Below are 24,945 nucleotides of genomic sequence, written 5' to 3' on the forward strand. Positions count from 1 at the left end.
GATCACGTAGACAAAAGCGAGACAAAAGCAGCCGACGAACGATGACAGACGTAGACCTGCCTGCGACTCGCCAGCGACCGAGGCCGCGCGCGAGCGTGTTTCGCGGATCGACGGTGATCCGCGCCCTTTCCCTCGACGTCACTCGGCCGCCGCGAGCTGGTCGACGTCTGAGCGGTCGCGTCGACGCATCCAGATCCCCTTCGCGGGCCCGAGGGTCAACCCCGTTCGGCGCCACGGAATGGGGCTCCCGCGCTCGAGCTCGAGCTCGAATTCCGTGAGCAGAGTGGTCAGCGCGACGGCGAGCTCGAGGCGGGAGAACTCGGCGCCGAGGCAACGATGCGCCCCGCCGCCGAAGGGGAAGTAAGTCCCTGGTTTTGGCCGCTCGCCGAGGAAGCGCTCGGGGTCAAAGCGCTCCGGGTCGGGGTAGAGGGCCGGGTCGTGGTGAATGAGGGTGATCGAGGGCGAGACCACGACCCCCGCGGGCAAGACCCAATCCCCGACCACCATGGGCTTGGCGAGGGTCCGAAACACCTGCCCCGCCGCCGGGCGGATGCGCAGGGTCTCGGCGATCACCGCCTGCATCAAGGGCGCCTTGGGCCCGAGCTCGTGGTTGCTCGGGTTGCCCGGGCGGACCCCGAGCTCGCGCAGCTCGGCCCGCAGGCGCTCGCGCAGCGCTGGGTCGCGGCCGAGGTAGTGCAGCGCCCAGGCGAGGCTGACCGTGGTCGTCTCGTGGCCGCCGATCAGCAAGGTCCGCAGCTCGTCGCGGATGGCCTCGTCCTGAAGCTCCGCGTCTTCCCCCGCGCCCGCGGCGATCAGCCGGCTGAGCAAGTCCCCGCGCCCCGAGCCCGTACCCGCCTCCGCGCGCGCGCGCTGGATCTGGGCCATCAACAAGATGTCGAGGTGGGCCGAGGCCAGGCGGTAGCGCTCGTAGCCCAGCACCCGCCTCCGCCCCGCCGGGCCCATGAAAAAGGCTGGATTGAACGCGCCCATCATCGCCTCGACGACCTCGACGAAGGCCTCGACCTGGCTCGCGTCGGCGCCAAAGATGACCCGCACGATCACCTCGAGGGTCACCCGGCGGCTGCGCGCGACGACCTCGACGCGCTCGCCGACGGCCCCGGCCCCAAACTGCTCCCGGGTGATCTGGGCCATGGACTCGGACCACGCCCCGAGGGCCCGGGGGCAAAAGGGCGCCCGCAGCAGCTTGCGCTCGCGTCTGTGCGCGCGCCCGGACAACAAGAGCAAGGAGCGGCGCCCCAAGAGCACGTCGAAGGTCGCGGGCGCGACGGCCTCGAAGGCGTCCGGGTCCGCGGTCGCGAACACCGTCCGGGTCAGCTCGGGGTCGGCGATCATCACCGTCGTGCCGGTCACGTCGCGGACGGTGTAGACCGGGCCGTAGCGCTGGCGCCAGCGCGCGTGGGCGCCGACGTAGTCCCGCGCCGCCGCCACCGTTGCGATGGCTCGCCCGCGCGGTCCAGGGGGAAGTCGAACATTCACCTCTTCGTCGTGACACCAATCCGTGCGGACAACAAAGGCAATAGTTAAACTACAACACCACTGAAATAAGCGCACACGAGGGCTCTCGCATGGGCCAAATGGAAACGCCGCGAGCGAGTGGCCAAAAGGCCAGTAGGGCCAATCCGGCTGGCCGAAAGTCAATTGCGACAGGTGGAATTCCCACTGGGGAGATTCGCTACACTCGACCCTGACGGCCCTCGGGCGACCTGGCGCGGCTTGACCGCAGGTCTCAACGGCCATGGGCGTGACCCACGCTCTGTGCCGGGTCGGCTCGACGCCGTCGCCCGGCCGTGCTACCCCCTGCGACCGGAGGTGAGGGCGTCGAGAGGCTGAGGTGATCGCGGTCGGGCCCACTGGGCCGCAGATCGAGGAAAGTCCGGGCTCCACAGGGCAGGGTGCTTGCGAAATGCAAGTCGAGGCGACTCGCAGGAAAGTGCCACAGAAAGCAAACCACCGGCTCACGGCCGGAGAGGGTGAAAGGGTGCGGTAAGAGCGCACCGGTTTCCTGGTGACAGGAAGCGCACGGTAAACCCCACTCGGTGCAAGGCCAAACAGAGCCGCGAATCCGAACCGCGAGGCGAGGAGGAGCAGGGTAGCCCGCCCCAGCGCTCAGGTAGTGCCGCGCAGAAGAATGATCGCCACCTGGTCGAGGAGACGACGCCAGGGACAAAACCCGGCTTACGACCCTCTCGACCCCCCACTCTCCACCTTTTTCAAACCCCCCCAAAGAAAAAGCCGCTCCGATTGGAGCGGCTTTCTCTTTATGGGTCGACCCGGACGCGGTGAGAACGTCGGGCCCGAACACCTTGCTCACACGCATCGTCGTCCAGCCAGCGTCGCAACGAACAAACCCACGCCCCCGCGACCACATGCCCCCTCCCAGGCACGAACCCCATTGCCCACCAAGCCAAAGCGGAGGAGCGGACAGCGACGAAGCGCCCCCAGTCCCCCGCCCCCTGTGGGGGCAAAGTCAATGCGGGCGAATCTCGACGTGGGTCTCGAGCACCTCGACCTGCTCCTCGGCGGCGCGGTGGTGGGCGTCGAGGATGTCGGCGACGCGGCCGAGGCCGAAGGCGTGGATGATCGAGATCATCGTGTAGGTGCCCAGGAAGGCGCCGAACTCCGGGGCCTCGAATACGAAGGCCACGCTGACCAGGCCGCTGACGGCGTTGAGGATGAGCGCGAAGCGCTTGAGCTTGCGGGCCTCCGTGGCCGCGCCGGCCTCCCCGCGGAGCATCGCGTAGCCGTTGCGGTAGATCCGCGCGGCGAGGATGAGGCCGGGGATCGAGATCAACCCGAGGCCATAGATGATGAGGCCGAACAGCCCGGCGAACAGGCCGGGGATGAACATGTGGCCGAGCACGAAGGACGCGATGGCCATCACCTTGACGAAGGTGGGTACGCGGCCCTCGACCTCGCCCTCGGCGTCCTTGGGCACCCAGCCGACCCGACCCTGGCGCTCGACCATGAAGTAGGTCAGCGCGGGGATGGCCACGAAGTAGATCACGAATCCGATCAAAAACAGCAGTTCGTCGTCGTTCACCGAGGTCTCCGTTCGAGGGAGCAGACCTTACGCTAGCACGTGCTTTTCAGATGAAAATGAAAAATACGGCCGGCAAATCTAGCGTGGGGGTGCGCGCTCACTCGCCCAGAGGGGATCCCCGGGGGTCGTCTCGCTTTGGGGAGGAACGTGGTTTTTGTGGGATGAGCATCGCGGAGTCGCGCATCGCGTCGCGTCGTTGGCGAACGATCTTCAGCTCCTCGTCGACGAACACCCTGCGCTCCCAGGGCGGACTCTTGCGCGGCGCCTTGTTCATCACGCTGCGCGTGTAGGTGGAGTGGGGCAGCCCAAAGAAGTGGCCGAACTCGTGACCCATGACGATCTTCGAGCCGATCTTCGACAGGATCACCCAGCGCTTGTCCGTGTTGCTGCGCTGGCGCCAATGCACCCCCCGGATCTGCTCCCCGGGCACGTCCACGTCGTCGAGGCGCTCGACGAGGAACACGTGGATGACGCCCCGGGTAAAGCGCTGCTTCCCGATCGCGTCGCGCTGCTCCCGGGTGGCCATGTGGGCGAAGCTGGGCTCGACGCGGTCGACGGCGACGATCTGAAAGCCGACGTCCGCGGGCTCGAACAACCAAAAGGCGTGCTCGAGCTCGGCGCGCAGCCACGCCGGCGTCTGGGCGGGGCCGCCCTCGGTGACGACGACGTGGAGGTGGACGCCGAAGCAGTGGGCGCGGTCCTCCGGGCAGCCGGGGGTGTCGTCGACGTAGCAGGCCAGGGCCGGATCGACGGCGGGGTCGAGCATCGCGGGGCACTGTTGGGCGCCCAGCGCGAGGGGCAGCAGCGAGAACAGGGAGGCCAGCATGGCGCTCACCAGCCGTCGTCGACGTCGTCGCTGCGATCGGCCACGACCAAGGTCGTGCCGTCCTTGGTCCGTTGGTAGCGGATGTCCTCGAAGCCCCAAGCGGGCAGCTTGGCCCCGAGGCGCTCAGGCTCGACGACGCGAAAGCCCCGGGTCACGAAGCCGCCCTCGTGGAGCTCGCGCGGGTCGGGCACCCCGAGCACCAGGCGCCCGCCGGGGCCCAGGGCTCGGGCGAGCTCCCGCATGCCGACCTCGACGTCCGTCCAAAAGGGGATGGTGTTGAGGCTCAGCGCCGCGTCGAAGGAGCCCTCGCCCAGGGGCAGGGACTCCACCGAGGCACGCTCGAGGCGCAGCCGACCCTGGAGTCGAGCGACGATGTGGCGCCTGCGAACCCCGCGGAGCATCGCCTCCGAGGGGTCGAGGGCGAACACCTGACCGCGCTCGCCGACGGCTCGCAGCAGCAGGGGGATCGACAGGCCCCCGCCAAAGCCGACCTCGAACACGCGCTGGCCAGGGAGCAGACCGAGGGCGGCGACCCCCGCCAGGATCGTCCCAAAGTTGATGCCGTTGAGCAGCGCGGCCGTGACCGGCGCGAGCCGGCCCCGCGGGTGACTCAACTGATCCACGACGAAGTCCGGAAGGGCCACGGGGCGCCATCATACCCGACCGGCGAGCGTGTAGCGCCCCATGCGCTCGGCCTTCCTCGTAACCCCCCAGGTCGCCGTGACGAATGGGCCGGAGCACGGGACCTCCGCGACCGAGGTCGACGAGATTCGGCGTGGGCGCGCGCTATCGAAGCGTCGCCCAACGTGCTACCCCCTCGACTCCTCTCGCCCGCCCGACCCCGAGTTGCCCGTGCCCACGCTCGAAGAGCCCTCCGCCGCCCCCCCGCCCATGAGCGAGGCGGACAAGCGCCGCGCGCTCATGACCGTGGCCTTCACGCTCTTCCTCGACCTGGCGGGCTTCGGGATCATCCTCCCGATCCTCCCCTACTACGCCGAGAGCATGGACGCCTCGGCGACGATGGTCGCCCTGCTGTCGACGACCTTCTCGGCGGCGCAGTTCGTGATGTCCCCGGTGCTCGGGCGCATCTCCGACCGCTACGGCCGGCGCCCGATCATGCTGGTGTCGATCGCCGGCTCGGCCCTCGCGGCCCTGGTCCTGGGCTTCGCTACTGCCCTATGGCTCGTGTTCGTCGCCCGCCTGGTCGCCGGCTCGTCCAAGGCCAACGTGTCCACGGCCCACGCCTACGTCGCCGACCTGGTCCCCCAAGAGCAGCGCGCCAAGTACATGGGCATGATGGGCGCGGCCATGGGCCTGGGCTTCGTATTTGGCCCGGGCATCGGCGGCATGCTGGCGCTGCACAGCCCGCACATGCCCTTTTTCGTGTCGGCGGGGCTGTCGGCGGTCAACTTCCTGATGGCGGCGAAGTGGCTGCCCGAGACCCACTTCCCCCAGGCCAAGCGGGACACCGGGCACGCCCCCGCTGCCAGTCAGATCTCGCTGCGGACGCGCCACAAGCTGCTCAGCCCCGAGGGCATGCGCGAGGTCGTGGGCAAGCTGCGCGGCACCCACATGGCCTGGCTGATCGCCATCGCGTTCGGCTTTTACATCTCCTTCGCGGGGATGGAGTCGACCATGGCGCTGTTCACCGAGCACCTGTTCGACTGGGGCGCCCCCGAGACCGGCGTGTTCATGACCTTCATCGGCGTGAACATGGTGATCTTCCAGGGCCTGCTCGTGGGCCGCGCGGTCGATCGCATGGGCGAGGCCAAGACCCTCGCCCTGGGCCTGCTGTGCCTTGCGATCGGCCTGCCCCTGCTCGGCGGCGTCGACCACATCTCCCACTGGCTGGGCCTCGACCCGACCACCGCCGAGGGCGCGGCGAGCACGAGCTCGCTGGTGTTCATGGCCCTCGGCGGCGTGCTCTTGTCCGGGGGCAACGGCCTGTCGAACGCCACCCTCAGCGCCCTGGTGTCCCGGGTGTCGAGCCCCGAGGAGCAGGGCTGGAACATGGGCCTCAAGGAGTCGGCCTCGTCCCTGGCTCGGGTGTGCGGCCCGGCCCTCGCCGGCCCCCTGTTCCAGCACGTCGACGAGGGCGCGCCCATGTTGCTCGCTGGCCTCGTCGCGCTGATCAACTTCAAGGTCGCCCTCTTCCTGCGCGCTCGCATGCGTCGGGAAGGGCTGCAGTGAGCCGCGAGCGCGACTCCACCCCGCTGTGGACCGGGCCCTTCGTGCTCGCGTGGGCCGTGAACTTCCTGCACAGCACGGGCTTCCACGCCTTCGTGCACGCCCCCGGCTGGCTCGAGGTCCAGGGCGCCGACACCCTGCTCGTCGGCGTGCTCGTGGCCGTGATGTTCGTGGCCGCGATCTTCGCCCGGCCCGTGGTCGGCAAGGTCATGGACACCCGCGGGCGCCGGATCGTGACCCTCGTCGGCGGCCTGATCCACGTGCTCAGCTCGGGCCTCTACCTGGCCCTCGACGCCCACGCCGGCACCCTGAGCGAGCCGAGCCCGAGCTTGTGGCTGCTGGTCGCCTGCGTCCGCGTCGTCCACGGCCTCGGCCTCGCCGCGCTGTTCTCCGTGCTGTTCACGATCGCGGCGGACATCGTCCCGGCGCAGCGGCGCGCCGAGGGCATCGCCATCTACGGCGTCTCCGGGCTGATCCCCCTGGGCATCGGCGGCCTGCTGGGCGACTGGGTCATCGTCGGCGACGACTACCGCGGGCTGTTCCTGACCACGGGCGCCTGCGCCGTCGTCGGCCTGCTCGCCTCGCTGTTCCTGCCCGAGACCCACCGCGCGGGTCAGTCCCCGGCCCGCGGCGTGCTGGCGACCGCCGCCGCCCCCGAGCTGCGCCCGCTGTGGTTCGTCGGCACCGCCTTCGCGGTCGGGCTGACGGCCTACTTCGTGTTCCTCAAGACCTACCTCCTGGCCAACCCCGCCCTCGGCAGCATGAGCCAGTTCTTCATGGCCTACTCGATCTCGGCCGTGCTCTTGCGCGTGCTGTTCGGCTGGGTCCCCGAGCGCCTGGGGCTGATCCGCGTGCTCTTGCCCTCGATCGTCATCGGCGCGGCGGGGCTGGCCGTGCTCGCCCTGGCCACGAGCTCGGTCCACCTGATCACGGCCGCGGCGCTGTGCGGGGTCGGCCACGGCTTCGCCTTCCCGATCATCTCCGCCCTGGTCGTCGCCCGGGCCCGCCCCGACGAGCGCGGCAGCGCCATCGCCCTGTTCACCGCGCTCTTCGACCTCGGGGTGCTCATCGGCGGGCCGATGTTTGGCGCCCTGGTCAAGGTCCTCGATTATCCGGCGACCTTCGGGGTGGGGGCGGCGCTGGTCGGCAGCTCGGCGCTGGTCTACGGCCTGTGGGACCGCCGCTATCAAGACGGTTCACCCTAGCCTCGACCGCGGTACTACCCTGGTCGCCATGAGACTGACTGACCGGCGTCGTCTACCCCTGGCCCTGACCCTCGCTCTGGGCTGCCCCCTCGCCTGCGGACCCGAGCTCGTCTCGAGCGACGACGAGGCCGAGACGGGGAGCTCCGAGGAGAGCACCACGACCGAAGGCGGGACCGCCGAGTCGGAGTCGAGCACCGAAGCGGGCTCGACCACCGAGGGCGGCTCGACGATCACCGGCGGCATGGCCACGGACGCCCTCGACATCCTCTTCGTCGTCGACAACTCCGGGACCATGGGCCCGCTCCAGGCCGCCCTCGCCCAGAACATCGACGGGCTCATCAACCCCCTCGACGACGCCGGCGTCGACTGGCGCGTGGCCGTGACCACCACGGACAACGGCAACCCCTGGTGCTCGCCGGGCCAGACCACCCCCGAGGGCGGCAACTTCGTCTACAGCGGGTGCCCGAACCGCCTGACCGACTTCGTGTTTGGGGCCGACACCGACGTGTCCGACCCCGCCTGCCTCGACCTGTGCACGGCCGAGAACGGCCAGCTGGCCACCGAGGGCGGCGTGCCCTGGCTCGAGCGCAGCAACGGCGCCCTCAACATCGAGCTCGACGATCCGAGCGCGGCGCTGCGCTGCCTCCTGCCCCAGGGCATCAACGGCTGCGGCTTCGAGTCCCCCCTCGAGTCCATGTACCTGGCCATGGTCCGCTCGTTCTCCCAGGGCGAGGACAACTTCGGCTTCCTGCGCCAAGACGCCAGCTTGTTGGTCATCCTCGTCACCGACGAGGCCGACTGCTCCTACAACAAGGACTGGTCCGCGATCTTCGACACGGACGGCAACAAGGTGTTCTGGTCCGACCCCAACAGCCCCTTCCCGACCAGCGCCGTGTGTTGGAACGCCGGGGTCGACTGCACCGGCGACCCAAGCCAATACGACGACTGCGTCGCCGCCAACAAGGACGTCGACGGCAACGCGACCGGCGACAGCCAGGCCGTGCTCCACCCCGTCTCCCGCTACACCCAGTTCCTCGAAGGCCTCGCCGCGGACAAGCAAGGCGGCACCGTCCGCGTGGGCCTGATCGCCGGGGTCGACACCAACGGCGAGCCCTACTACGCCGACGTCACCAGCACCGACCCGAGCTTCCAAGACAGCTTCGGCATCGGCCCGGGCTGCGCGGCGCCCTCGCCCCTGGGCGGCGCCGAGATCGTCCAGGCCGTGCCCCCGGTGCGCATGCTCGAGGCCCAGGGCAGCCTCTCGGCGGGGGCCTACTCGGCCTGCAACTTCGACGGCTACGACACGGCCCTGTCGACCATGGCCAGCTTGTTCGTGGAGTGAGCCTCAAGCCGGCGACAAGTCGGCGAACACGAAGCCCTCGCGCTCGACGACCTCGCCCCCGCGCACGGCGAGGGGCGCGGCGAAGTCCGGGCTCGCGTGCACGAAGGTGTGGAACTCGCCGTTTTCCCCGCACGGATCGACGCCCTCGGGCAGCGCGGCGAGCAGCGCTCGATCCCAGCTCCGACCCGCGAAGGAGCGATCGAGGACCCGCGGATCCATGCAGGTGATCGTCGCCTCGACGCCCGCGTCGAGCATGGCCTCGGCGAGCGCGGGCGTGGGTCGCTGCCACAGCGGAAACACGGGCTCGAGCCCGGTGCCCTCGAGCTGGCGCTCGCGGTAGGCCCGGATGTCCTCGAGGAAGAGGTCGCCGAACACGACCCGCGTGATGCCCTGCGCCCGCGCCGACTCGACCCACGCGCCCATGCGCGCTTCGTACTCGGCGTTGGTGCAGGGCGCGGGCAGCTCGACGACCTGCAGGGGCAGACCCAGGGCCCGCGCCTGCGCCTCGAGCAGGGCCCGGCGGACGCCGTGCATGGCCACGCGGGCGTAGGCCTGGCTGACCGTGGTCAGCAAGCCGACGACCTCGAGCTCGCCAGCGCGGAGCACCTCGTGGAGGGCGAAGGCGCTGTCCTTTCCGCTGCTCCAGCTCATCACGGCGCGCGGCCGTTGGCCTGCGCTCGATCGTCGTCCCGCGTCGGCAGAGCTCATCGCGACGGAGCATATTTGGAATCCGCACACCCATCACGTCGCCGAGGCCGGAATCCGGGCGCAGGTCTGGGGATGGTCGCGCCTGCAACTCGGTCGGCTCAGCGGCGCAAAAACGCGCTCGAGATCGGGTGGTTGGCGGAGAGATCCCCTCGGGGCATCCCTCACGCGTGGGCTGAAATTTAACTTTGAACCACAAAGTGCTTTTCATTGTCCAAAGCCCAATGCTTCTCAACCCGGTCTTTGGCGTCTTTCTCACAACTCTCGCTCCCGCCACCTCGGGCGAGGCCCCGGCCCCCGCGCCACAAGCGCAGGCTGCCGCGAGCCCCGCGCCGGCCGAGGCGGACTCGAGCACCGAGCTCGCCCCCGAGCGGGCTCAGGACACCGTCGGCGAGGGCAAGCAAGCCGTGGTCGCCCCGGCCCTCCCCACGCCCGAGCGCGTCGCCCACATCAACCGAATCTGGCGCGGCGTGGGCCTGGGCTACGCCAACGGCCTGTGGGGCAGCAGCTTCGGCCAGTCGCTGCGCGTCGACGTGCCCTTCGGGCGCAAGGTCGGCCAGTTCGCGGGGGTCCGCGTCGAGGGTCGGCTGATCCATCCGCCCGCTGGCACCGGGGGCTTTTACGATCCGGTGGTCCACTCGGGCCTGTCTTTTTGGGGCCGCGGGCCGGTGTGGCTCGGCCTGGTTCGGGTCTACGGCGGCGGCGGGGCCTGGGTCGGCGTGCGCCCGAACCCCGTCGAGGGCGAGCAGCTCGGGTTCAGCGGGGGCGGCTACTTCGGCGTGGAGTTCCTGGTCGCCAGCCGCATGAGCTTCACCTTCGAGGTCGGCGGCCAGGGACCCGCGCACCGCTTCCGCCAAGACGACGCCGGAGGCAGCGCGATGGCTGGCTTCATGGTGTACTTGGGTGCCATTGGCCAAGGATCCCGGTGAGCCCCAGCAACGACCGCGCAGATGAGGACGAGCCCTCGCCCTTCGACACCCAACCCGGACCCGAGGTCGAGGCGATCCGCGATCAGATCGAGCTCATCCAGCGCATGGTCGACCAGTCCCGGCAGGTCCGGGCGCAGACGGGGCACATCTACCTCGGGGCTGGCGTCGCCTTCTTGCTCGCCGCCCTCGTCGACGGCATCGGCTACCTGTGGTGGGACCCGGCGTGGAGCTGGCTGGGCTGGCCCATCGCCGGGGCCTTCGCGGGGCTCTACTCCGCCGTCGCCGGGCCCCGCCAGGCCGAGCGCCAGCCCCGGCTCAGCTACGCGCCGCGCATCGAGGGCGTCACCTGGCTGACCGCCTCCGTGGTCATCTGGACCTACGTGATCCTCAGCCTGATCCAGGCCGGCGAACCCCCAGCGCTGATGTTCCCGGTCACCGGGCTCATGGTCACCCTGCCCCTGGCGGTCTCCGGCGCCCTCTACCGCTACTGGCCGCTGACCGCCGGGGCCATCGTGTTCTTCGTCGTCGCCGTGGCCACGGCCTTCATGGGGGACGTCGCCCAGCGCCTGGGCTTCGCACTGGCCATGCTCCTGGGCTACGTCCTCCCCGGCCTGGCGATCCTGCGTGGGGCCATGTTCGAGTTCCGCTGACTCGCCCATGGCCGCCAAGCCCAAGCTCGATCCCCTCGTCCACGCACCGGTCCGGCTGGCGATCCTGTCCGCGCTGGTGCCCGTCGAGTCCGTCGAGCCACCTCGCCAAGCTCGAGAAGGCGGGCTACGTCGCGGTCCACAAGCGCTTCGTCGGCCGCAAGCCGCGGACGACCTACACCATGACCGAGCGGGGCCGGGCGGCCTTCGACGCCTACCTGCTCGCCCTCGAGGCCCTGCTCCCGCCGCGCTCCAAATAGCGGTTCGGCTTGGCTTTAGCTGCTACGGCCGAGGAGCTCGAGCACGCGCGCGGCGAGCTGGCGGATCGAGTAGGGCTTGGCCAGCTGGCCCTTGAGGTTCGGATAGCGCTCGCGGTCGAGCTCGTCCCCGAAGCCGCTGCTCAGCAAAACCTGCGGGGAGTAGCCGCGGTCGCGCATGTGCGCGAGGACCTGCTCGCCGCTCATGTTCGGCATGCTCGAGTCGAGCAGCACCAGATCGATGTCAGGGTCCCCGGCCAGGACCTCGAGGGCCTCGTCGCCATCCGCGACGCTGACCACCTCGATGTCGTGGCGCTTGAGCACCCGCTCGGCGATGGTGCGCACCGATCGCTCGTCGTCGACGACGAGCACCTTCGGCTTGTCTGCAGACACGTCGTGATCTTGCGCGCTTTGTCCGCGGGAGTCCATGAAAGACCGAGAGGTCAAATAAACAGCGTTCTCGCACGGCTGAATCCCTCTTGCGACCATCACGCATAGATCGCGAAGCAGGGGCGAATCCCCCGCGGTGACCCTTTTTCAATTTTGCACACCGCTCGGTGTGGATGGTGTCGCTCGCGACTCAGCGGTCGTGCTTGGCCGCGACGAGGGCGGCCGAGGACATCCCCGAGCGATATTGATCAGGCCAGCGCACGTGCTCGTGCCAGCCCTGCTCCGCGGCGGCGTGCAGGGTGAGGTAGGGGTCGTAGAGGTGCGGGCGGGCGAGGGCGCACAGGTCCGCCCGGCCCGAGACCACGATCGTGTTCACGTGGTCCCAGCCCTGGATGTTGCCCACGGCCATGGTCGCGACCCCGTCGAGCTCGTTGCGGATGCGGTCGCTAAAGGGGGTCTGGAACATGCGCCCGTAGATGGGCTCGGCCTCGGGGTGGGTCTGGCCCGCGCTGACGTCGATGAGGTCGCAGCCGCGGCTGTGGAAGGCCCTGGCGATCTCGACGGCGTCGTCCTCGGTGATGCCCCCGGGCATCCAGTCCGTGGCCGAGATGCGCACGGACATCGGCTTGTCGCTGGGCCACAGCTCGCGCAGCGCGTCCCAGATCTCCAGGGGGTAGCGCAGGCGGTTGTCGAGGGAGCCGCCGTACTCGTCGCTGCGCTGGTTGGTCAGCGGCGAGATGAAGCTGGCGAGCAGGTAGCCGTGGGCGGCGTGGAGCTCGAGCAGGTCAAAGCCCGCGTGCAGGGCGTGACGAGCCGCGCGGACGAAGTCCTCGCGGATCTGGTCCATGTCGGCGCGGGTCAGCGCCCGGGGGGTCTGGGAGTTCGCGTCCCAGGCCAGCGGCGAGGGCGAGACCAGCTCCCAGGCCTGATCGGGCGGCAGGGGGCCGGCGCCCCTCCACAGCAGATCCGTCGCGCCCTTGCGCCCGGCGTGGCCGAGCTGGATGCCGAGCTTGGCGTCGCTGTTGTGGTGGCAAAAGTCGACCACGCGCTTCCACGCCTCGGCCTGCTCCTCGGTCCACAGCCCGGCGCACCCGGGGCTGATCCGGGCCTCGGCGGACACGTCGGTCATCTCGCACATGACCAGGCCGGCGCCGCCGATCGCCCGACTCCCGATGTGGACCAGGTGCCAGTCCGTGGGCACGCCCTCGCTCGCCGAGTACTGGCACATCGGGCTGACGACGACGCGGTTTTTCAGCTCGAGCGCGCGCAGCTGGAAGGGCTGGAACATCGGCGGGGGCACGGGCTCCTCGGGGGCCACGGGCTGGCCGACGTGGGCGGCGAACCACCGGTCGAGGCCCTCGACATAACCCGCGTCGCGCATGCGCAGGTTCTCGTGGGTGACCCGCTTGGACCGGGTCATCATGCTGACCACCATCTGCGCGGGGTCGAAGCCCTTGTAGCGCGAGATGTCCTCGAACCACTTTTGGCTGACCCCGGCCGCGCGCTGGAGCTTGGCGACGTCGAGGCGGCGGCGCTCCTCGTAGAGGCGGATCGCGTCGGCGGGGCTGCGCCCCTCGGCGCCCTCCTCGGTCAGCGCCGTGACCAGGTGGATCGCGTCCTCCATCGCCAGCTTGGTGCCCGAGCCGATCGAGAAGTGGGCCGTGTGCGCGGCGTCGCCGATGATCACGATCGGCGGCAGGCCGGGCTCGAAGTGGCACCAGCGCTCGCACTTTAGGGCCGGGAAGGACAGCCAGCGCGAGCGGTTGCCCATGAGCTTGGCGCCGTCGAGCTCCGGCGCGAACAGGCGCTCGCAGTAGGCGATGCTCTCGGCCTCGCTGGCCTGGTCGAGGCCGGCGTTGCGCCACGACTGCTCGTCACACTCGACGATGAAGGTGCTGGTGTCGACGTCGAAGCGGTAGGCGTGGACCTGGAACAGGCCGTGCTCGTTCTCGCGGATGATGAAGGTGAAGGCGTCCCACAGCTTGTCGCTGCCCAGCCAGATGAAGCGCGCCTTGCCGGACTCGATGCTCGGGCCGAACTGGGCCTCGAAGCGCCCGCGGGTCTTGGAGTGGACGCCGTCGGCGGCGACGATCAGGTCGCAGTCGGCGAACTCTTCGAGCTTCTCGACGGTGGTGTCGAAGCGGACCTCGACGCCGAGCTCCCGGGCCCGCGCGGTCAGCAGGTTCAAGAGCTTGACCCGGCGGATGCCGGCGAAGTCGTGGCCCCGAGAGACGATCTTCTCGCCCTTGAAGTAGGTGTCGATGGCCTCCCAGCGCGCGAACGAGCTCTGGATCGCGGCGAAGCTGTCGGCGTCGGCGTCGGCGAAGTGGCCCATGGTCTCCTCGGAGAACACGACGCCCCAGCCCCAGGTCACCCCCTCGGGGTTCTTCTCGACCACAATGACCTCGGCCTCGGGGCGGGCCTTCTTGAGGAGAATCGCGCTGTACAGCCCCGCGGGGCCCCCTCCGACGATGCCGACTTTCATCGGGGCCAGTCTGCCATCTTCGCTGGCCAAAACCGGCGCACGGGAGGGGTGGTCGCAGTGCGATGGACAACGCGCAGAGTTGTCCACCATGCGTTAGCTCGCTCACGGGATCCGCCCGCGGGACCAAGGGCGACCGTCGTGATCGACGCACGGCAGCCCTGGCACAGTCATGACATGGGCCCCTCCCCCTCGCGCCTGCTCGCCCTGTCCCCCCTGCTCGCGTGCGTGGCCGCGCTCACTGCCCTCGGCGCGTGCGCGGACGAGGTCGGGAGCTGCTACGGCGATCCCATCGCCGAGTTCCCGAGCTCGGACCGCAGCCCCGAGGGCGACTGCGTCGGCAGCTGGACCGAGACCGTCACGGCGCGCGCGCTGCAGTGGTCGACGATCCACGGCGAGGGCACGAGCGCGACCATGGCCCTCGTGCCCGTGGGCGAAGACCTGCTGGTCGCGGGCGGGGGCGAGCTCGCGCGCTACACCGCCTCCGGCGAGCGCGTGTGGACCTACGCGCCCGTCGCTGCCCAGCTGGGCGCCCACAACATCGCGCTGCCCGAGGGCGGCCCCCTGGTCGTCGCCGATCGCTTCGGGACCACCGACGTCGAGCTGCTCTTCCTCGACCCCGACACCGGCCAGCAGCTGTCCCAGCTGTCCCTCGGAGTCGTCGGCCCCTTCAACCTCATCCCCGCCATCGTCGCCGACGGCGACCGGGTCTGGGTGCTCCAGCGCGGCGACTTCGACGACTTCGGCCAGACCCCGCTGACCCTGCGCCGCATGGACCCGACCACCCAGGCCGTCGAGGCCGAGTTCGTCCGCACCGACGACCCCTTCGCCTTCGCTCAGGTCCGCCTGCTCAACAACGACGGCCAGCTCGCGCAGCTCAACGGCACCCTGAAGCTGATCGACTCGAGCACGGGCGAGGTCAGCACCGAGATCCAGCCCAGCTCCGAGCAGTTCTCCTCGGCCATGGCCCACGCCGACGGCTGGGCGACCGTCGAGACCACGGTGCTCGAGGGCTCCGTCCAGCTCACCCTCCGCACCCACGACGCCGAAGGCAGCGTGCTGTCCACGGGGAGCTTCCCGATCGGCGACCTCCCCAGCGACCCTGGCCTGAGCGCCACGACCGACGGCGGCGTCGCCGTGTTCACCAGCGAGAGCTACTACTCCGAGACCGACTTCCAGCTCCACTTTCGGCCCATCCTCGCGGTCTTCGACGACGCGGGGCAGCTGTCGTGGGGCCAGCGCTTCGACGTCGAGGGTCGCAGCGGCGGCGCGATCCCGGCGCCCGGCGGCCTGTTCCTCGCCGGCACCCACGATCCCCCCACGGGCGGGCGCAACGACTACTGGCTCGCGCGCCTGGGCGGCTGAGTCGTGGACGTGGGGCAGGGAGGGCGTGGCGTGACGGCCAAGATGGAAAAGGGGGCTGTGAATTCATTCACGGTCCCCTGAGCCATGACCCCAGGCACGACCCCGCCGCTGCGCGTGCGCGCAGCACCCAGGTGCTCCTCCCGCGCGCCCGTGACGCGATGGACCCTCGGAGCCCCGGCCTCGGGAGCTTTTGCCACTCATGGGGCCCTTCGCCCCGGGGCGTGATATGGTCTGCGAGATGCGTCTGAGCGCATGGCCGATCACCGACGTGGGTCGGGTCCGCAGCCACAACGAAGACAGCCACCTCGTCAACGACGAGCTTGGTCTCTACCTCGTTGCCGACGGCATGGGCGGACACGCCGGTGGCGCCCACGCGAGCCGGACCTGCGTAGAGGTGGTGTCGAAGGTTGTGCAGCGCGGGCTCAAGGGCCTGTCCGACATGCCCCGAGAGATCGCCGCGGCCGCCGTCAACGACTTGCTCGGCGCCGCCGCCAGCGAAGCCAGCGCCCGCATCTTCGATCACGCCCAGCGCGAGCCCGCCCTCCACGGCATGGGCACCACGCTGACGGGCATGCTCTTCCACCAAGACCGCGCCCACATCGTCCACGTGGGCGACAGCCGCTGCTACCTGTTCCGCTCGGGCATCGCCCGCCAGCTGACCAACGACCACTCGTGGCTCAACGAGCAGGTCCAGGCCGGCCTGCTGACGGAAGAGGAGGCCGCGGCGAGCGACCTCAAGCACATCATCACGCGCTCGGTCGGCTTCGAGCGCGAGGTCCAGGCCGACGTGCTCTCGGTCAACGTCAGCCCCGGCGACAGCTTCCTGCTGTGCTCCGACGGCATGTGCAACTACATCGAGCTCGACGAGCTCGCGCAGCTGGCCCGCGACCACTTCCTCTCCGACCTGCCCCGGGTCTGCACCGAGGTGTCGCTCGAGCGCGGCGGCGAGGACAACATCACCGTCGTCGTCATTGGCGCGTCCAACGGTCCCGACCGTCGCCGGGCGCCCCGGCCCCAGCGCAAGACCATCGCCGACACCCTGCCGCCTCGCTAGGCCGGCGGTGCCAGGGTGTGTTTCTTCACGCCCCCGCTCGCGCGTCGATGCTCAGCTGGCCAGGGTCGGCGCCTCGGCGCGGCCGCGCGCCATGGTTGCTTTTTGTCAAAGCAGCTACATTCCGCGCATGCGAGACACGGAGGTGCTCCGACGCCAGCTCTGGGCCCAGATCGGGCTCCCACTGGCCACGGCGGCCCTGCTGAGCGCGTGCGACGGTGGGGAGACCACGACCCGCGAGTCCGGCGGTGGCGAGCGGGCGGCCGACGCCCAGGACGCGCCGGCGTCCAGGCCCAGCGAGGACGCGACCGTGGCCAACGAGGCCGTGGTCCACGACGCCCGCGAAGGCCACACCCCGGCTGCCCGGACGACCACCAACGCCAAGTCCGCGGGCTACGTGCCCCCGTCGAGCATCGACGACATCCCCGAGGGCGAGTTCGACTACTTCGGGCCGTCCCGCGACCCCTTCGGCGAGCACGCCGAGGAGGAGGGCTGCCCCAGCGGCGACTGGTGCGGGCCCGTCGACGAGGCGACCAAGTTCGCCATGAAGGGCACCAAGACCAAGGAGGGCTGCCCGGCCAAGATCGTCGCCAACGCCGACGAGGCCGGCAAGATCGACCAGGGCGCCCAGGGCTGGAAGGGCTTCTCCTTCCACCCGATGATGCAGGGCCGGCTGGTCGTGTCGACGACCCGCAAAGAGCGCGAGGCCGGAGCCGACGCCAGCACCTGCTGCTACCACTGGTTCGAGTACTGCTCCGGGCGCCCGCTGCTCGACGGCGAGACGCCGATCCTCGCCGAGCTCCAAGACGGCGACACCTGGTCCTGCGACGCCCAGGAGGTCTCGGCCCCGGACGACCACCCGGACGAGCGCCTGCCCGCGGCCGTGCGCGCCCGCCTGGGCGAGCTGTGGATCGAAGACGCCCGGGCCGAGCACGCCTCGATCGCCGCGTTCATGCGCGTGACCCTCGAGCTCATGGCCATGGCCGCCCCCTCCGAGCTCCTCGCCGAGGTCCAGCAGGCCGCCCAGGACGAGGTCCAGCACGCCCAGCGCTGCTTCGGCCTGGCCGCGCGCTTTAGCGGCCGCCAGCGCGAGCCCGGGGTGCTGCCCACCCTCGAGCCCCGGGTCAGCGACATCGGCTCCGGCGACGACTGGGTCCGCCTGAGCGTCGACACCTTCATCGAGGGCTGCGTGGGCGAGACCATCGCCGCGCTCATCGCCCGCCGGGGCCTGCGGCGCTGCGAGGACCCGGCCACCTTCCACACCCTCGAGCAGATCACCGACGACGAGGGCCGCCACGCCGGCCTGGCCTGGCGGACCATCAGCTGGGCGCTGAGCGCCTGCGGCGAGCACCGCCCCGCCGTGCTCGCCGCGTTGCGCGAGACGGCTCAGGCCCGCCTCGAACGCGTCCAGGCCAAGGTCGAGGCCGAGGCCCTCCCCGAGAAGGACCCCGACGCCGCGCTCTTGGCCCGCTTCGGTCGCCTCGATCCCCGCGGAGAGCTCCTGGCCCAGCGCGACGCCTGGGAGGAGCTGATCCTCCCGACCCTCGAGGCCATCGCCAAGGAAGCCGACGACCCCGCCGCCCCCGCCTGGGCGTGACCCACACCTCCCCGTCCAAGGCCCGTCCGTGAAAAACGCCACCGCCAACGACGCCCCCGCTCCCTCCTTCCTCGTGCGCGCCCTCAGCGGGACCATCGAGTGGTTCGCCGCCGACCGCAAGCGCCGGTGGTGGATGCTCATCCTGTTCGTCGCCGCGCTGATCGTCCGGCTGCGCTGGAACCTCGAGGTCCACCCCCCGGGGCAGTTCCTCTACTCCGACATGGCCGGCTACTCCGGCCGCGCCGACGCGATCCTCCGGGACCCCTTGTCCACCCGGGAGTACGACGCCTTCTTCCCCTTCGGCACGGCCTGGGTCCTCGCGGCCATCAAGTACGTGTTCGGCACGGAGAACTTCGAGGCCATCGCGATCTTCTATGCGCTGATCGGCGCGGCGATCGTCGCCTTCGCCTACGGCATCGCCGACCGCGTCATGGGCGAGCGCGTGCGCTGGGTGGCCCCGGCCGTCGGCGTCCTGCTGGTGTTCTACTACCCGATCGTCTCGATCGGCGGCTACATCCTCAGCGAGCTGCCCTTCTCCTTTTGCATGATGGGCTCGATCCTGCTGCTGCTGCGCGTGGTCGAAGAGGGCAAGTACCGCCACGCCCTGCTGCTCGGCTTCCTGCTCGGCTGCGGCGCGCTGATCCGCTCGCAGATGATCGCCGCCGTCGGCCTGGTCGGCCTCTACTGGCTCGCGTCCTTGCTGATCGAGCCGCGGCCCTTCGAGAAGCTGACCTGGAAGCACATCGTGTGCGTGGGTATCCCCCTGGTCCTGCTGCTGGGCATGTCCGCGGTCCGCTTCCACGCCCACACCGGGCGCAAGGGCCTGGTCTCGGAGAACTCGACCATCAACCTGATCTTCGGTCGCTGCCACAACAAGGGCATCTACTCCCGCCCCGACGGCAACGGCCACGGCACGGTCCGCTTCGCGCCGCCGCCGCTGATCCAGTTCGAGATCCACAGCGCCAAGCACCCCGACCACTTCTTCCGCACCCACTCCGTGTGGGCCGAGCACCCCGAGCCCATGGAGGACGTCGAGGGCTTCGCCATCGACGGGATCGGCTGCGCCAAGCGGGGCTGCAAGCTGCCCGGCAGCGAGATCGAATACAACGGCTACATCGGCGACGGGGACATCCACCGGACCATCGTCAAGGAGTGCATCGAGCGGGGCGGGCTGAAGCTGCAGGCCTACTACACCCTCACGCACTGGGCGATGCTGTGGAACTACAACCGCATGTGGCCCGACGACGCCAACCCGCGGCCGCGACCCGTCGCCAAGGAGGAGGGCTGGAAGGCCCGGCAGCTGCACTGGGCCCGGTTCCACCGCTACGTGCTGATGGTCCCCGCGCTGCTCGGGCTGTTCTTCGTGTTCGCGCCCCGGCGCCGCGGCAAGGAGGCCCTGGTCGCCCTCAACCTGTGGGCGCTGATGGTCATCGCCGGCATCTGGATCGGCGGCGTCCGCTTCCGCTCGCCCTACGACCCGGTGATCATCCTGCTCGCGGGCTTCGTCTACGGGCTGGTGTGGGAGAAGGTCCGAGACTTCGCGCTGGTGCGCATGGGCAAGGAGCCCCTGAGCCCCCAGCCCAACGCCAAAGCCGACGCCAAGCCTGACGCCAAGCCCGAGTCCGAGCCGGCCCCCGCGGACGACGACGCCAGCGAAGCTCCGTGAGCCTCGACCTCGAGCTTCGTCCCGAGCGGGCCTTCTTGTGCCGCCGCGAGTCCGTGGCCGTGCAGCGCATGCCCGGCTTCGAGCGGGGCCGCCACCGCCTGCCCGTGACCCCCGGCCCCGGCGGCGACGCCTTCGTCCGCCGGCTCGGCGCCGAGGACCTCGCCGGGGAGGTCCGGGCGGTCTACGACAACAGCAAGCAGCTCCTGCGCCTGCGCCGGCGCCAGCTCCAGCGGGCCATCGCCGACGACGGAGGCAACGTCGACGCCCCGCAGTTTCGCTTCGCCATCGAGCTGGCCGTCGACCGCGACGACCCTCGCTGCGCCCTGTGGCGGCGCCAGATCGTCCTGCTCGTCGGCCTGACCGAGCTGCCCGCCACCTTCGACCACGTCTTCCCCACGCCCTGCGACGAGCTGGTGATCCCCTTCGCGTGGACCGGCGCGCCCGCCCAGGCCGACCGCGGCGAGACCACCTTCGACGTCGTCGTCGATCGCCTCGAGGACTTCGCCGAGACCCACGGCGGGGCCGTGCGCGAGGACGAGGAGCGCGGCCGGGCGGTCCTGACCACCCCCGACAGCAGCCAGATCGAGATCGACCTGCCCTCGGCCGAGCTGCGCCTGCGCATCCTCGGCCATGACGGCTGCGTGGAGCTGTTGCGAGAGGCCGAGCGGCGCTTTGCGAGCCTCGCCCGCCCGGTGCTCGCGGCCCTCGAGCGCGGCCGCTCCTAGGCCGGCAGCTTCACGTCGAGGGCGTAGCGTCGCCCCGCTTCGACATCCCGGACCAGCGGCTCGTCGAGAGCGACCCCGTCGAGGGTCACCGCGAGCGGGCCCGAGCCGCGCCGGTAGGTCACGGAGAAGCTCGCGCCGCGAAAGCGCCGCTCGACTCGAGCCTCCGACCAGCTCCGCGGCAAGGCCGGGTCGACGCGCAGGCCCCGAGGGCTCCCGCGCAGGCCGAACAGGTCCTCGACGAGGATGCGGTAGATCCAGCTCGCCGTGCCCGTGTTGAACATCTGGCTCGAGCGCCCCGCCGTGCGCGGGAATTGGTGGACCGCCCCGCGGTAGTAGTTGGGGATGAACACGGGCAGCTGCCCCCGGCGGATCAGGTCGTCCGCGCCGGGCCCGGGCAGCATGCGGCGCAGCTGCGTCCAGGCCCGCTCCCCCTCCCCCGCCCGGTACAGCGCGTGGATCCAAAAGGCCGCGGCGTGGTTGTAGATCGAGCCGTTCTCGGCGCTGCCTGGGAACTTCTGCGTGACCCGGCCGATGTGCTCGTGCATGCGCGTGAACGCGGGGGCGAGCAGCATCACCCCCCAGGGGGAGTCGAGCTGCGCGTCCACGGCCCGGACGATCCGCTCGCGCTGATCCGCGTCGGCGATGCCCGCCAGCAAGGCCCAGCTCTGCGGGTTGAGGAAGATGCGCCCTTCTTCGTCCGCGGCCACGCCAAAGCGCCGGCCCGCGTCGGAGATGCCCCGCGCGAACCAGTCGCCGTCCCACAGGTGCGCCTGCGCGGACGCGGCGAGCTCGTCCGCGCCGCGACCCAGCTCGTCTACGACACCCGCCTCGCCCAGCTCCCGCGCCACCTCGACCCACAGCCGCAGGGCGTGGGCCGCCGCGATGGTCAGCCAGCCCGAGACCCCCCGCCCCGCCGGTCCCACCATGTTCATGGGGTCGCACCAGTCTCCCTGGGCGATCAAGCTCAGGCCGCGCGCGTCTCGATGGCGCAGCAGCCAACGCATCGCCGCGCACACCCGCTCGAACACCGTCGCTCCCTGCCCGTCCCTCCCGGTCACCACCTCGCGCAGGAAGGCCCAATCGCCGGTCTCGTCGAGGTAGGGAGCGACGCACACCGGCAGCCACACGCAGTGGTCCATGTGCGGGACCTGGTTGATGTACTGCTGCTCGGCCTCGGGCGAGAGCAGCACGCCGTCGGGCATGCCCCCGTCTTCGTGCTGCTGGCTCAGGGCCGCGCGGAACACCTGCTTGGCGCGCGCGGGCTCGACGTAGACCATGCCCAGGGCGTCCTGCAGGTAGTTGCGGGTCTGGGGGTTGGTCGTGAGCCGGTTGGTGTCGCCGTGGTACCAGACCTGGCGCGGGAGCCAGTGGTTGGCGAAGGCGTCGAGCTCGGCGTCGGGGGAGCGCTGGCGTAGACACCCGCGGCCGCCCTCGAGGTAAACCCGGCTCGCCTGCGCCTCGCGCTCGAAGGCCCCCGGCGCGAGCAGGCGCGCGCGCAGCTGCTGGAGCTCGCCCGCGTCTCGAGCGGGGGCGAAGACAAAGCGCCACTGCCTCGCCTCGCCCGCGCCGAGCTCGAGCGCGTACTGCAGCGCGGCGATCGGGGTCTCGTAGTGCGCCTCCCCCCGGCCCAGGCGCGGGCGCGCCAGCGCGGAAGGATCGGCCCAGCCCCCCTCGCCCTCGAAGGCCTCCAGCCTCGCCTCCCAGCTGTCAGGGCGCTGGTCTGCGAGCAGCGCGGTCCAGTCCTTGAGCTGCGCGATGCGGGGGTAGTCCTCGAGGCGCTGGTAGGGGCTGACGCTGCGCGCCACGAGGCCCAGGAGGCCCTCGTCCCAGGCCGCGGACTGGTTCATCCAGCTCATGTAGCCCACGCTGAAGCACGGGTAGATCGACACCCGACGCGCCGCGGCGCCCGCGTTGCGCAGCGATGCGGTCCACAGCTCGGCCGTCGCGTCCACGGGCAGGCTGACCGTCAAGCTCACCTCCAGCTCGCCCACGCCGAGCACCCAGCCGATCGCGGCCTGACCCACCTCGAAGCGAAAGCTGTCCACCGGCCGGCGCATCGGCTCGTGGGGCAGCGACCACGCCTGGCCCGTCGCCTCGTCGCGCAAGAACAAAAAGCGCCCCGGGTGCTGGGCGTAGAGCGGCTGCTCCGGCTGCATGAAGGTCCGCGCCTCCAAAAAGGGCGCGTGGGCGTACTTGCCCGGCTCGGGCTGCATGTGCTGCGCGGTCACGAAGCCGCGGCAGTTCACGTGCAGCAGCATGCGGCGGTTCCACAACAAGCCGCAGGCCTGGGGCATCGCCGTCGGGCTGTGCAGCGTGACCCGGTCACCGCTGCGGCTGTGGCTCAGCATCGACACTTCGCGCCTCCAGATCCCGCTGCACCTGCTCGAGCAGCGGCCCGGTCAGGGAATAGAGCGCCGCCACGCCCACGGCAAGGGCGGCGAACAGGCCCGGGACCGCGGTCTGCAGCGCCGCGATCCCGACCAGCGAGGCGCCGCTTTGGGCCTCCTTGGCCACGTAGCCGATCGACGCGAGCACGGCCAGCATGCCCGAGGAGCCCAGGGTCCCGCCCAGCTTCTGGGCGAAGGTCGCGGCCGAGAAGGTCATCGCCGTCGCCCGCCGCCCGGTCTTCCACTCGTTGTAGTCGGCCGTGTCCGCGTACATCGACCAGGTCAGCGGCGACTTGGGCCCGAGCGCCAGGCTGATCAGCACGTTGAGGGTGAAGATCAGCCCGATCCGGTCCGGCGGCACGAAGAAGAAGGCCACGGACAGCGCGGCGACGACGGCCATGAGCACCATCAAGAGCTTGGCCTTGTCGAGCGCGCGGGTCATCACCGGCGCCAGCACGGCCCCGGCCCCGTAGGCCACCATCTGCCACATCAAGTAATTCGAGAGCAGGTCCGGCCGCTCGACGTAGTAGTGGAAGTAGTAATAGGCCGAGCCGGCGCGCAGCGTGATGGTCAGCATGATGACCATCGCCAGCACGAACAAGATCAGCCACGGCCCGTTGCGCGACAGATCGCGCAGGTCCTCGAGGGGCTTGCTCGCCTGGGCCGGGGGCGGCTGGATGCGCTCGCGCGTGCTCGCGGCCGTGACCACGAAGATCAGCGTGGCCGCGGCGGCGTAGATCATCATCGTCCGCTGCCAGCCGAGGGAGTCGTCGCCGCGGCCCAGCGCCTCGACCAAGGGCATCGTGTACTTGTTGACCAGCGCCCCGCCCGTGAACGCGAACACGAAGCGCGCGCTGATCAGCGTCGTGCGCTCCCCCGAGTTCGCCGTCATCACCCCCGAGAGCGCCGAGTAGGGCGTGCTCAGCACGGTGTAGAGCAGCATCATCAGCGTGTAGGTGACGTAGGCGTAGACGAGCTTGGCGCCCGCGCCGAGCTCCGGGGTGCTGAAGGTCAGCACGGCGGCCGCCGCCATGGGCAGCCCGGCGAACAGTAGGTAGGGCCGAAACTTGCCCCAGCGCGTGCGCGTGCGGTCCGCGACGGCGCCCATCATCGGGTCCGTGCACGCGTCGACGATCTTGGTGACGAACAGCATCGTCGCCGCGGCCGCGGCCGACAGCCCAAAGTAGTCGGTATAGAACGCGGCCAGGAAGGACGCGATGGTCGTCCAGTAGAGGTTGAAGCCGAGATCGCCGAAGCCGTAGCCGAGCTTCTCGCGCCAGCGCAGCTCGGCCATGCGCACGCTCGGCGTCTGCGGGGCCTCGGCCATGCGCGGCGAGTCTCGCAGCATTGCCGCGCGAAGTCGTCGACTTTGTCGGACCGGACGAGCTTCCAGTCGACCAGCTGCGCGTCACCCAGGGCGGTGTCGCCAGCGAGGCGCTCGGTCACCACGCGCTCGGCCACCCCGCGGTTGCGCGAGGGCTCTTGGGGCCCGGCGGACTCCCCCGAGCTGCGAGAACATGCCGTTGCCCGACGCGGTCTCCGGGGCGAGCGCCTGGGTCAGCTCGACGGCCTCGACGATGCGACCGTCCACGACCGTGAAGATGCGGGCGACGGCGACCCCCTCCGCCATCGCCCCCTCGGGCTCCAGCGCTAGCTCTAGCAGTCGCCCACCCCGGCCGCGCCGGGACCCATGATCCACGAAAGCATCGTCCACGGACTCAGCTGGCGTTGAACCCGTGGGCGGCTGCCTTTCTCGGTAGGACATCGGAGAAGTCCTCACGACACCTCGCTTGGTCTTTTCGCCGAGCTCTTTGTCGCCAAAACTTGCGGTGGGATCCACCACAGCGGCGTTTTGGCTCCGCGATCTCGACGAAAATCCACGGCGCGAGGAGCCGCGATGACTTCTCCGATGCCCTGCTAGTGGGCGTGGACGCCGATGCGGTAGGCACTCAGGATCATTTCGGTCGATCCACTACCGTACGGCGCTTTTCACGCAATTCGAATCCGGGTGACGGGCGGTGCTTCCTGCGCCGCCTTCTCTGGAGTGGTCCAGAAATACAAAACAACATTTAAAACAGTATTATATGAGATCGTCATGAGTGCCGATAAGAGGACAATTTTCC

General features: G+C 70.2%; 20 protein-coding genes and 1 other RNA gene. 12 read left to right on the forward strand and 9 right to left on the reverse strand.

The annotated features are described in order from the left end of the window. Positions 1-138: 138 nt before the first annotated feature. Positions 139-1,449, reverse strand: coding sequence for a cytochrome P450 (locus tag PPSIR1_RS13770; protein WP_006971691.1), 1,311 nt, complete (start codon positions 1,447-1,449; stop codon positions 139-141). A gap of 390 nt (positions 1,450-1,839) precedes the next feature. Between PPSIR1_RS13770 and rnpB the strand changes: the two genes are divergently transcribed. Next, positions 1,840-2,215: RNase P RNA component class A (rnpB, locus tag PPSIR1_RS42660), an RNA gene on the forward strand. A gap of 273 nt (positions 2,216-2,488) precedes the next feature. On the opposite strand, the gene PPSIR1_RS13775 is transcribed toward rnpB, so the two are convergent. The 3 genes from PPSIR1_RS13775 to PPSIR1_RS13785 form a co-directional block, all read right to left on the reverse strand. Next, the gene (locus PPSIR1_RS13775) at positions 2,489-3,061 is read right to left on the reverse strand and encodes a hypothetical protein (protein WP_006971692.1); all 573 of its coding nucleotides are present in this window, start codon (positions 3,059-3,061) and stop codon (positions 2,489-2,491) included. Positions 3,062-3,158: 97 nt separating this feature from the next. Continuing rightward, a complete protein-coding gene (locus tag PPSIR1_RS13780; RefSeq protein WP_338047290.1) occupies positions 3,159-3,887 on the reverse strand; it encodes a matrixin family metalloprotease in 729 nt (242 codons plus the stop codon). A 5-nt stretch (positions 3,888-3,892) separates the two neighbouring features. Then, positions 3,893-4,531 carry a class I SAM-dependent methyltransferase gene (locus tag PPSIR1_RS13785; protein ID WP_006971694.1) on the reverse strand — a complete coding sequence of 213 codons (639 nt, stop codon included), beginning with the start codon at positions 4,529-4,531 and terminating at the stop codon, positions 3,893-3,895. Between the two features lie 208 nt (positions 4,532-4,739). Between PPSIR1_RS13785 and PPSIR1_RS13790 the strand changes: the two genes are divergently transcribed. Genes PPSIR1_RS13790 through PPSIR1_RS13800 form a run of 3 tightly spaced genes read left to right on the forward strand, consistent with a single transcriptional unit; the run spans position 4,740 to position 8,621 of the window. Next, positions 4,740-6,077 (forward strand): tetracycline resistance MFS efflux pump, encoded by a 1,338-nt coding sequence (locus PPSIR1_RS13790; protein WP_006971695.1) that lies wholly within the window; start codon positions 4,740-4,742, stop codon positions 6,075-6,077. Then, positions 6,074-7,279, forward strand: a complete 1,206-nt coding sequence (locus PPSIR1_RS13795) for an MFS transporter (RefSeq protein ID WP_006971696.1) — start codon at positions 6,074-6,076, stop codon at positions 7,277-7,279. The genes PPSIR1_RS13790 and PPSIR1_RS13795 overlap by 4 nt, the downstream gene beginning before the upstream one ends. Before the next feature lie 28 nt (positions 7,280-7,307). Next, positions 7,308-8,621, forward strand: coding sequence for a vWA domain-containing protein (locus PPSIR1_RS13800; protein ID WP_006971697.1), 1,314 nt, complete (start codon positions 7,308-7,310; stop codon positions 8,619-8,621). Between the two features lie 3 nt (positions 8,622-8,624). Here the strand turns inward: PPSIR1_RS13800 and PPSIR1_RS13805 are convergent, their stop codons facing one another. Then, positions 8,625-9,329: a Dph6-related ATP pyrophosphatase gene (locus PPSIR1_RS13805; RefSeq protein WP_045115965.1), complete on the reverse strand. Its 705-nt coding sequence runs from the start codon at positions 9,327-9,329 to the stop codon at positions 8,625-8,627. A 221-nt stretch (positions 9,330-9,550) separates the two neighbouring features. Here PPSIR1_RS13805 and PPSIR1_RS13810 point away from each other — a divergent pair, with 221 nt between their 5' ends. The 3 genes from PPSIR1_RS13810 to PPSIR1_RS51205 are packed head-to-tail and all read left to right on the forward strand — an operon-like array spanning position 9,551 to position 11,162. Further along, on the forward strand, positions 9,551-10,255 hold the full coding sequence (locus PPSIR1_RS13810) for a hypothetical protein (protein WP_006971699.1): 705 nt from the start codon (positions 9,551-9,553) through the stop codon (positions 10,253-10,255). Continuing rightward, the gene (locus PPSIR1_RS50145) at positions 10,252-10,905 is read left to right on the forward strand and encodes a hypothetical protein (RefSeq protein WP_006971700.1); all 654 of its coding nucleotides are present in this window, start codon (positions 10,252-10,254) and stop codon (positions 10,903-10,905) included. The genes PPSIR1_RS13810 and PPSIR1_RS50145 overlap by 4 nt, the downstream gene beginning before the upstream one ends. A gap of 29 nt (positions 10,906-10,934) precedes the next feature. Continuing rightward, the gene (locus tag PPSIR1_RS51205; protein WP_420813360.1) at positions 10,935-11,162 is read left to right on the forward strand and encodes a transcriptional regulator; all 228 of its coding nucleotides are present in this window, start codon (positions 10,935-10,937) and stop codon (positions 11,160-11,162) included. A gap of 15 nt (positions 11,163-11,177) precedes the next feature. Here PPSIR1_RS51205 and PPSIR1_RS13820 read toward each other — a convergent pair whose 3' ends face one another. Both PPSIR1_RS13820 and PPSIR1_RS13825 read right to left on the reverse strand, forming a co-directional pair. Next, positions 11,178-11,552, reverse strand: coding sequence for a response regulator (locus PPSIR1_RS13820; RefSeq protein ID WP_157595526.1), 375 nt, complete (start codon positions 11,550-11,552; stop codon positions 11,178-11,180). Positions 11,553-11,739: 187 nt separating this feature from the next. Then, positions 11,740-14,034 (reverse strand): bifunctional salicylyl-CoA 5-hydroxylase/oxidoreductase, encoded by a 2,295-nt coding sequence (locus tag PPSIR1_RS13825; RefSeq protein WP_006971703.1) that lies wholly within the window; start codon positions 14,032-14,034, stop codon positions 11,740-11,742. A gap of 174 nt (positions 14,035-14,208) precedes the next feature. On the opposite strand from PPSIR1_RS13825, the gene PPSIR1_RS13830 reads away from it, so the two are divergent. The 5 genes from PPSIR1_RS13830 (at position 14,209) to PPSIR1_RS13850 (ending at position 20,435) form a co-directional block, all read left to right on the forward strand. Further along, entirely contained in the window at positions 14,209-15,396 is a 1,188-nt protein-coding gene (locus PPSIR1_RS13830) for a PQQ-binding-like beta-propeller repeat protein (RefSeq protein ID WP_006971704.1), read from the forward strand. Between the two features lie 238 nt (positions 15,397-15,634). Then, positions 15,635-16,450 carry a PP2C family protein-serine/threonine phosphatase gene (locus PPSIR1_RS13835; RefSeq protein WP_157595527.1) on the forward strand — a complete coding sequence of 272 codons (816 nt, stop codon included), beginning with the start codon at positions 15,635-15,637 and terminating at the stop codon, positions 16,448-16,450. A 127-nt stretch (positions 16,451-16,577) separates the two neighbouring features. Then, a complete protein-coding gene (locus PPSIR1_RS42650; RefSeq protein ID WP_006971706.1) occupies positions 16,578-18,044 on the forward strand; it encodes a ferritin-like domain-containing protein in 1,467 nt (488 codons plus the stop codon). Positions 18,045-18,072: 28 nt separating this feature from the next. Continuing rightward, positions 18,073-19,710 carry an ArnT family glycosyltransferase gene (locus tag PPSIR1_RS13845; RefSeq protein ID WP_006971707.1) on the forward strand — a complete coding sequence of 546 codons (1,638 nt, stop codon included), beginning with the start codon at positions 18,073-18,075 and terminating at the stop codon, positions 19,708-19,710. Then, a complete protein-coding gene (locus tag PPSIR1_RS13850) occupies positions 19,707-20,435 on the forward strand; it encodes a hypothetical protein (RefSeq protein ID WP_006971708.1) in 729 nt (242 codons plus the stop codon). The genes PPSIR1_RS13845 and PPSIR1_RS13850 overlap by 4 nt, the downstream gene beginning before the upstream one ends. Here the strand turns inward: PPSIR1_RS13850 and PPSIR1_RS13855 are convergent. Continuing rightward, complete coding sequence (locus PPSIR1_RS13855; protein WP_045115966.1) at positions 20,432-22,783, reverse strand: GH36-type glycosyl hydrolase domain-containing protein; 2,352 nt, start codon at positions 22,781-22,783, stop codon at positions 20,432-20,434. The two genes, PPSIR1_RS13850 and PPSIR1_RS13855, sit on opposite strands and share 4 nt — an antisense overlap. After that, positions 22,758-24,149, reverse strand: a complete 1,392-nt coding sequence (locus PPSIR1_RS13860) for an MFS transporter (RefSeq protein WP_045115983.1) — start codon at positions 24,147-24,149, stop codon at positions 22,758-22,760. The genes PPSIR1_RS13855 and PPSIR1_RS13860 overlap by 26 nt, the downstream gene beginning before the upstream one ends. Between the last annotated feature and the right edge of the window lie 796 nt (positions 24,150-24,945).

This window comes from Plesiocystis pacifica SIR-1, from assembly GCF_000170895.1.
GTDB lineage: Bacteria > Myxococcota_A > Polyangia > Nannocystales > Nannocystaceae > Plesiocystis > Plesiocystis pacifica.

What these genes read in the sequence shown, in the direction of transcription:
- PPSIR1_RS13835 (WP_157595527.1), top strand. Translation starts at nt 15,635, where the DNA reads ATGCGTCTGAGCGCATGGCCGATCACCGACGTGGGTCGGGTCCGCAGC.
- PPSIR1_RS13860 (WP_045115983.1), bottom strand. Translation starts at nt 24,149, where the DNA reads ATGGCCGAGGCCCCGCAGACGCCGAGCGTGCGCATGGCCGAGCTGCGC.
- PPSIR1_RS13800 (WP_006971697.1), top strand. Translation starts at nt 7,308, where the DNA reads ATGAGACTGACTGACCGGCGTCGTCTACCCCTGGCCCTGACCCTCGCT.
- PPSIR1_RS13855 (WP_045115966.1), bottom strand. Translation starts at nt 22,783, where the DNA reads ATGCTGAGCCACAGCCGCAGCGGTGACCGGGTCACGCTGCACAGCCCG.
- PPSIR1_RS13810 (WP_006971699.1), top strand. Translation starts at nt 9,551, where the DNA reads ATGCTTCTCAACCCGGTCTTTGGCGTCTTTCTCACAACTCTCGCTCCC.
- PPSIR1_RS13825 (WP_006971703.1), bottom strand. Translation starts at nt 14,034, where the DNA reads ATGAAAGTCGGCATCGTCGGAGGGGGCCCCGCGGGGCTGTACAGCGCG.
- PPSIR1_RS13805 (WP_045115965.1), bottom strand. Translation starts at nt 9,329, where the DNA reads ATGAGCTCTGCCGACGCGGGACGACGATCGAGCGCAGGCCAACGGCCG.
- PPSIR1_RS42650 (WP_006971706.1), top strand. Translation starts at nt 16,578, where the DNA reads ATGCGAGACACGGAGGTGCTCCGACGCCAGCTCTGGGCCCAGATCGGG.
- PPSIR1_RS13780 (WP_338047290.1), bottom strand. Translation starts at nt 3,887, where the DNA reads ATGCTGGCCTCCCTGTTCTCGCTGCTGCCCCTCGCGCTGGGCGCCCAA.
- PPSIR1_RS13830 (WP_006971704.1), top strand. Translation starts at nt 14,209, where the DNA reads ATGGGCCCCTCCCCCTCGCGCCTGCTCGCCCTGTCCCCCCTGCTCGCG.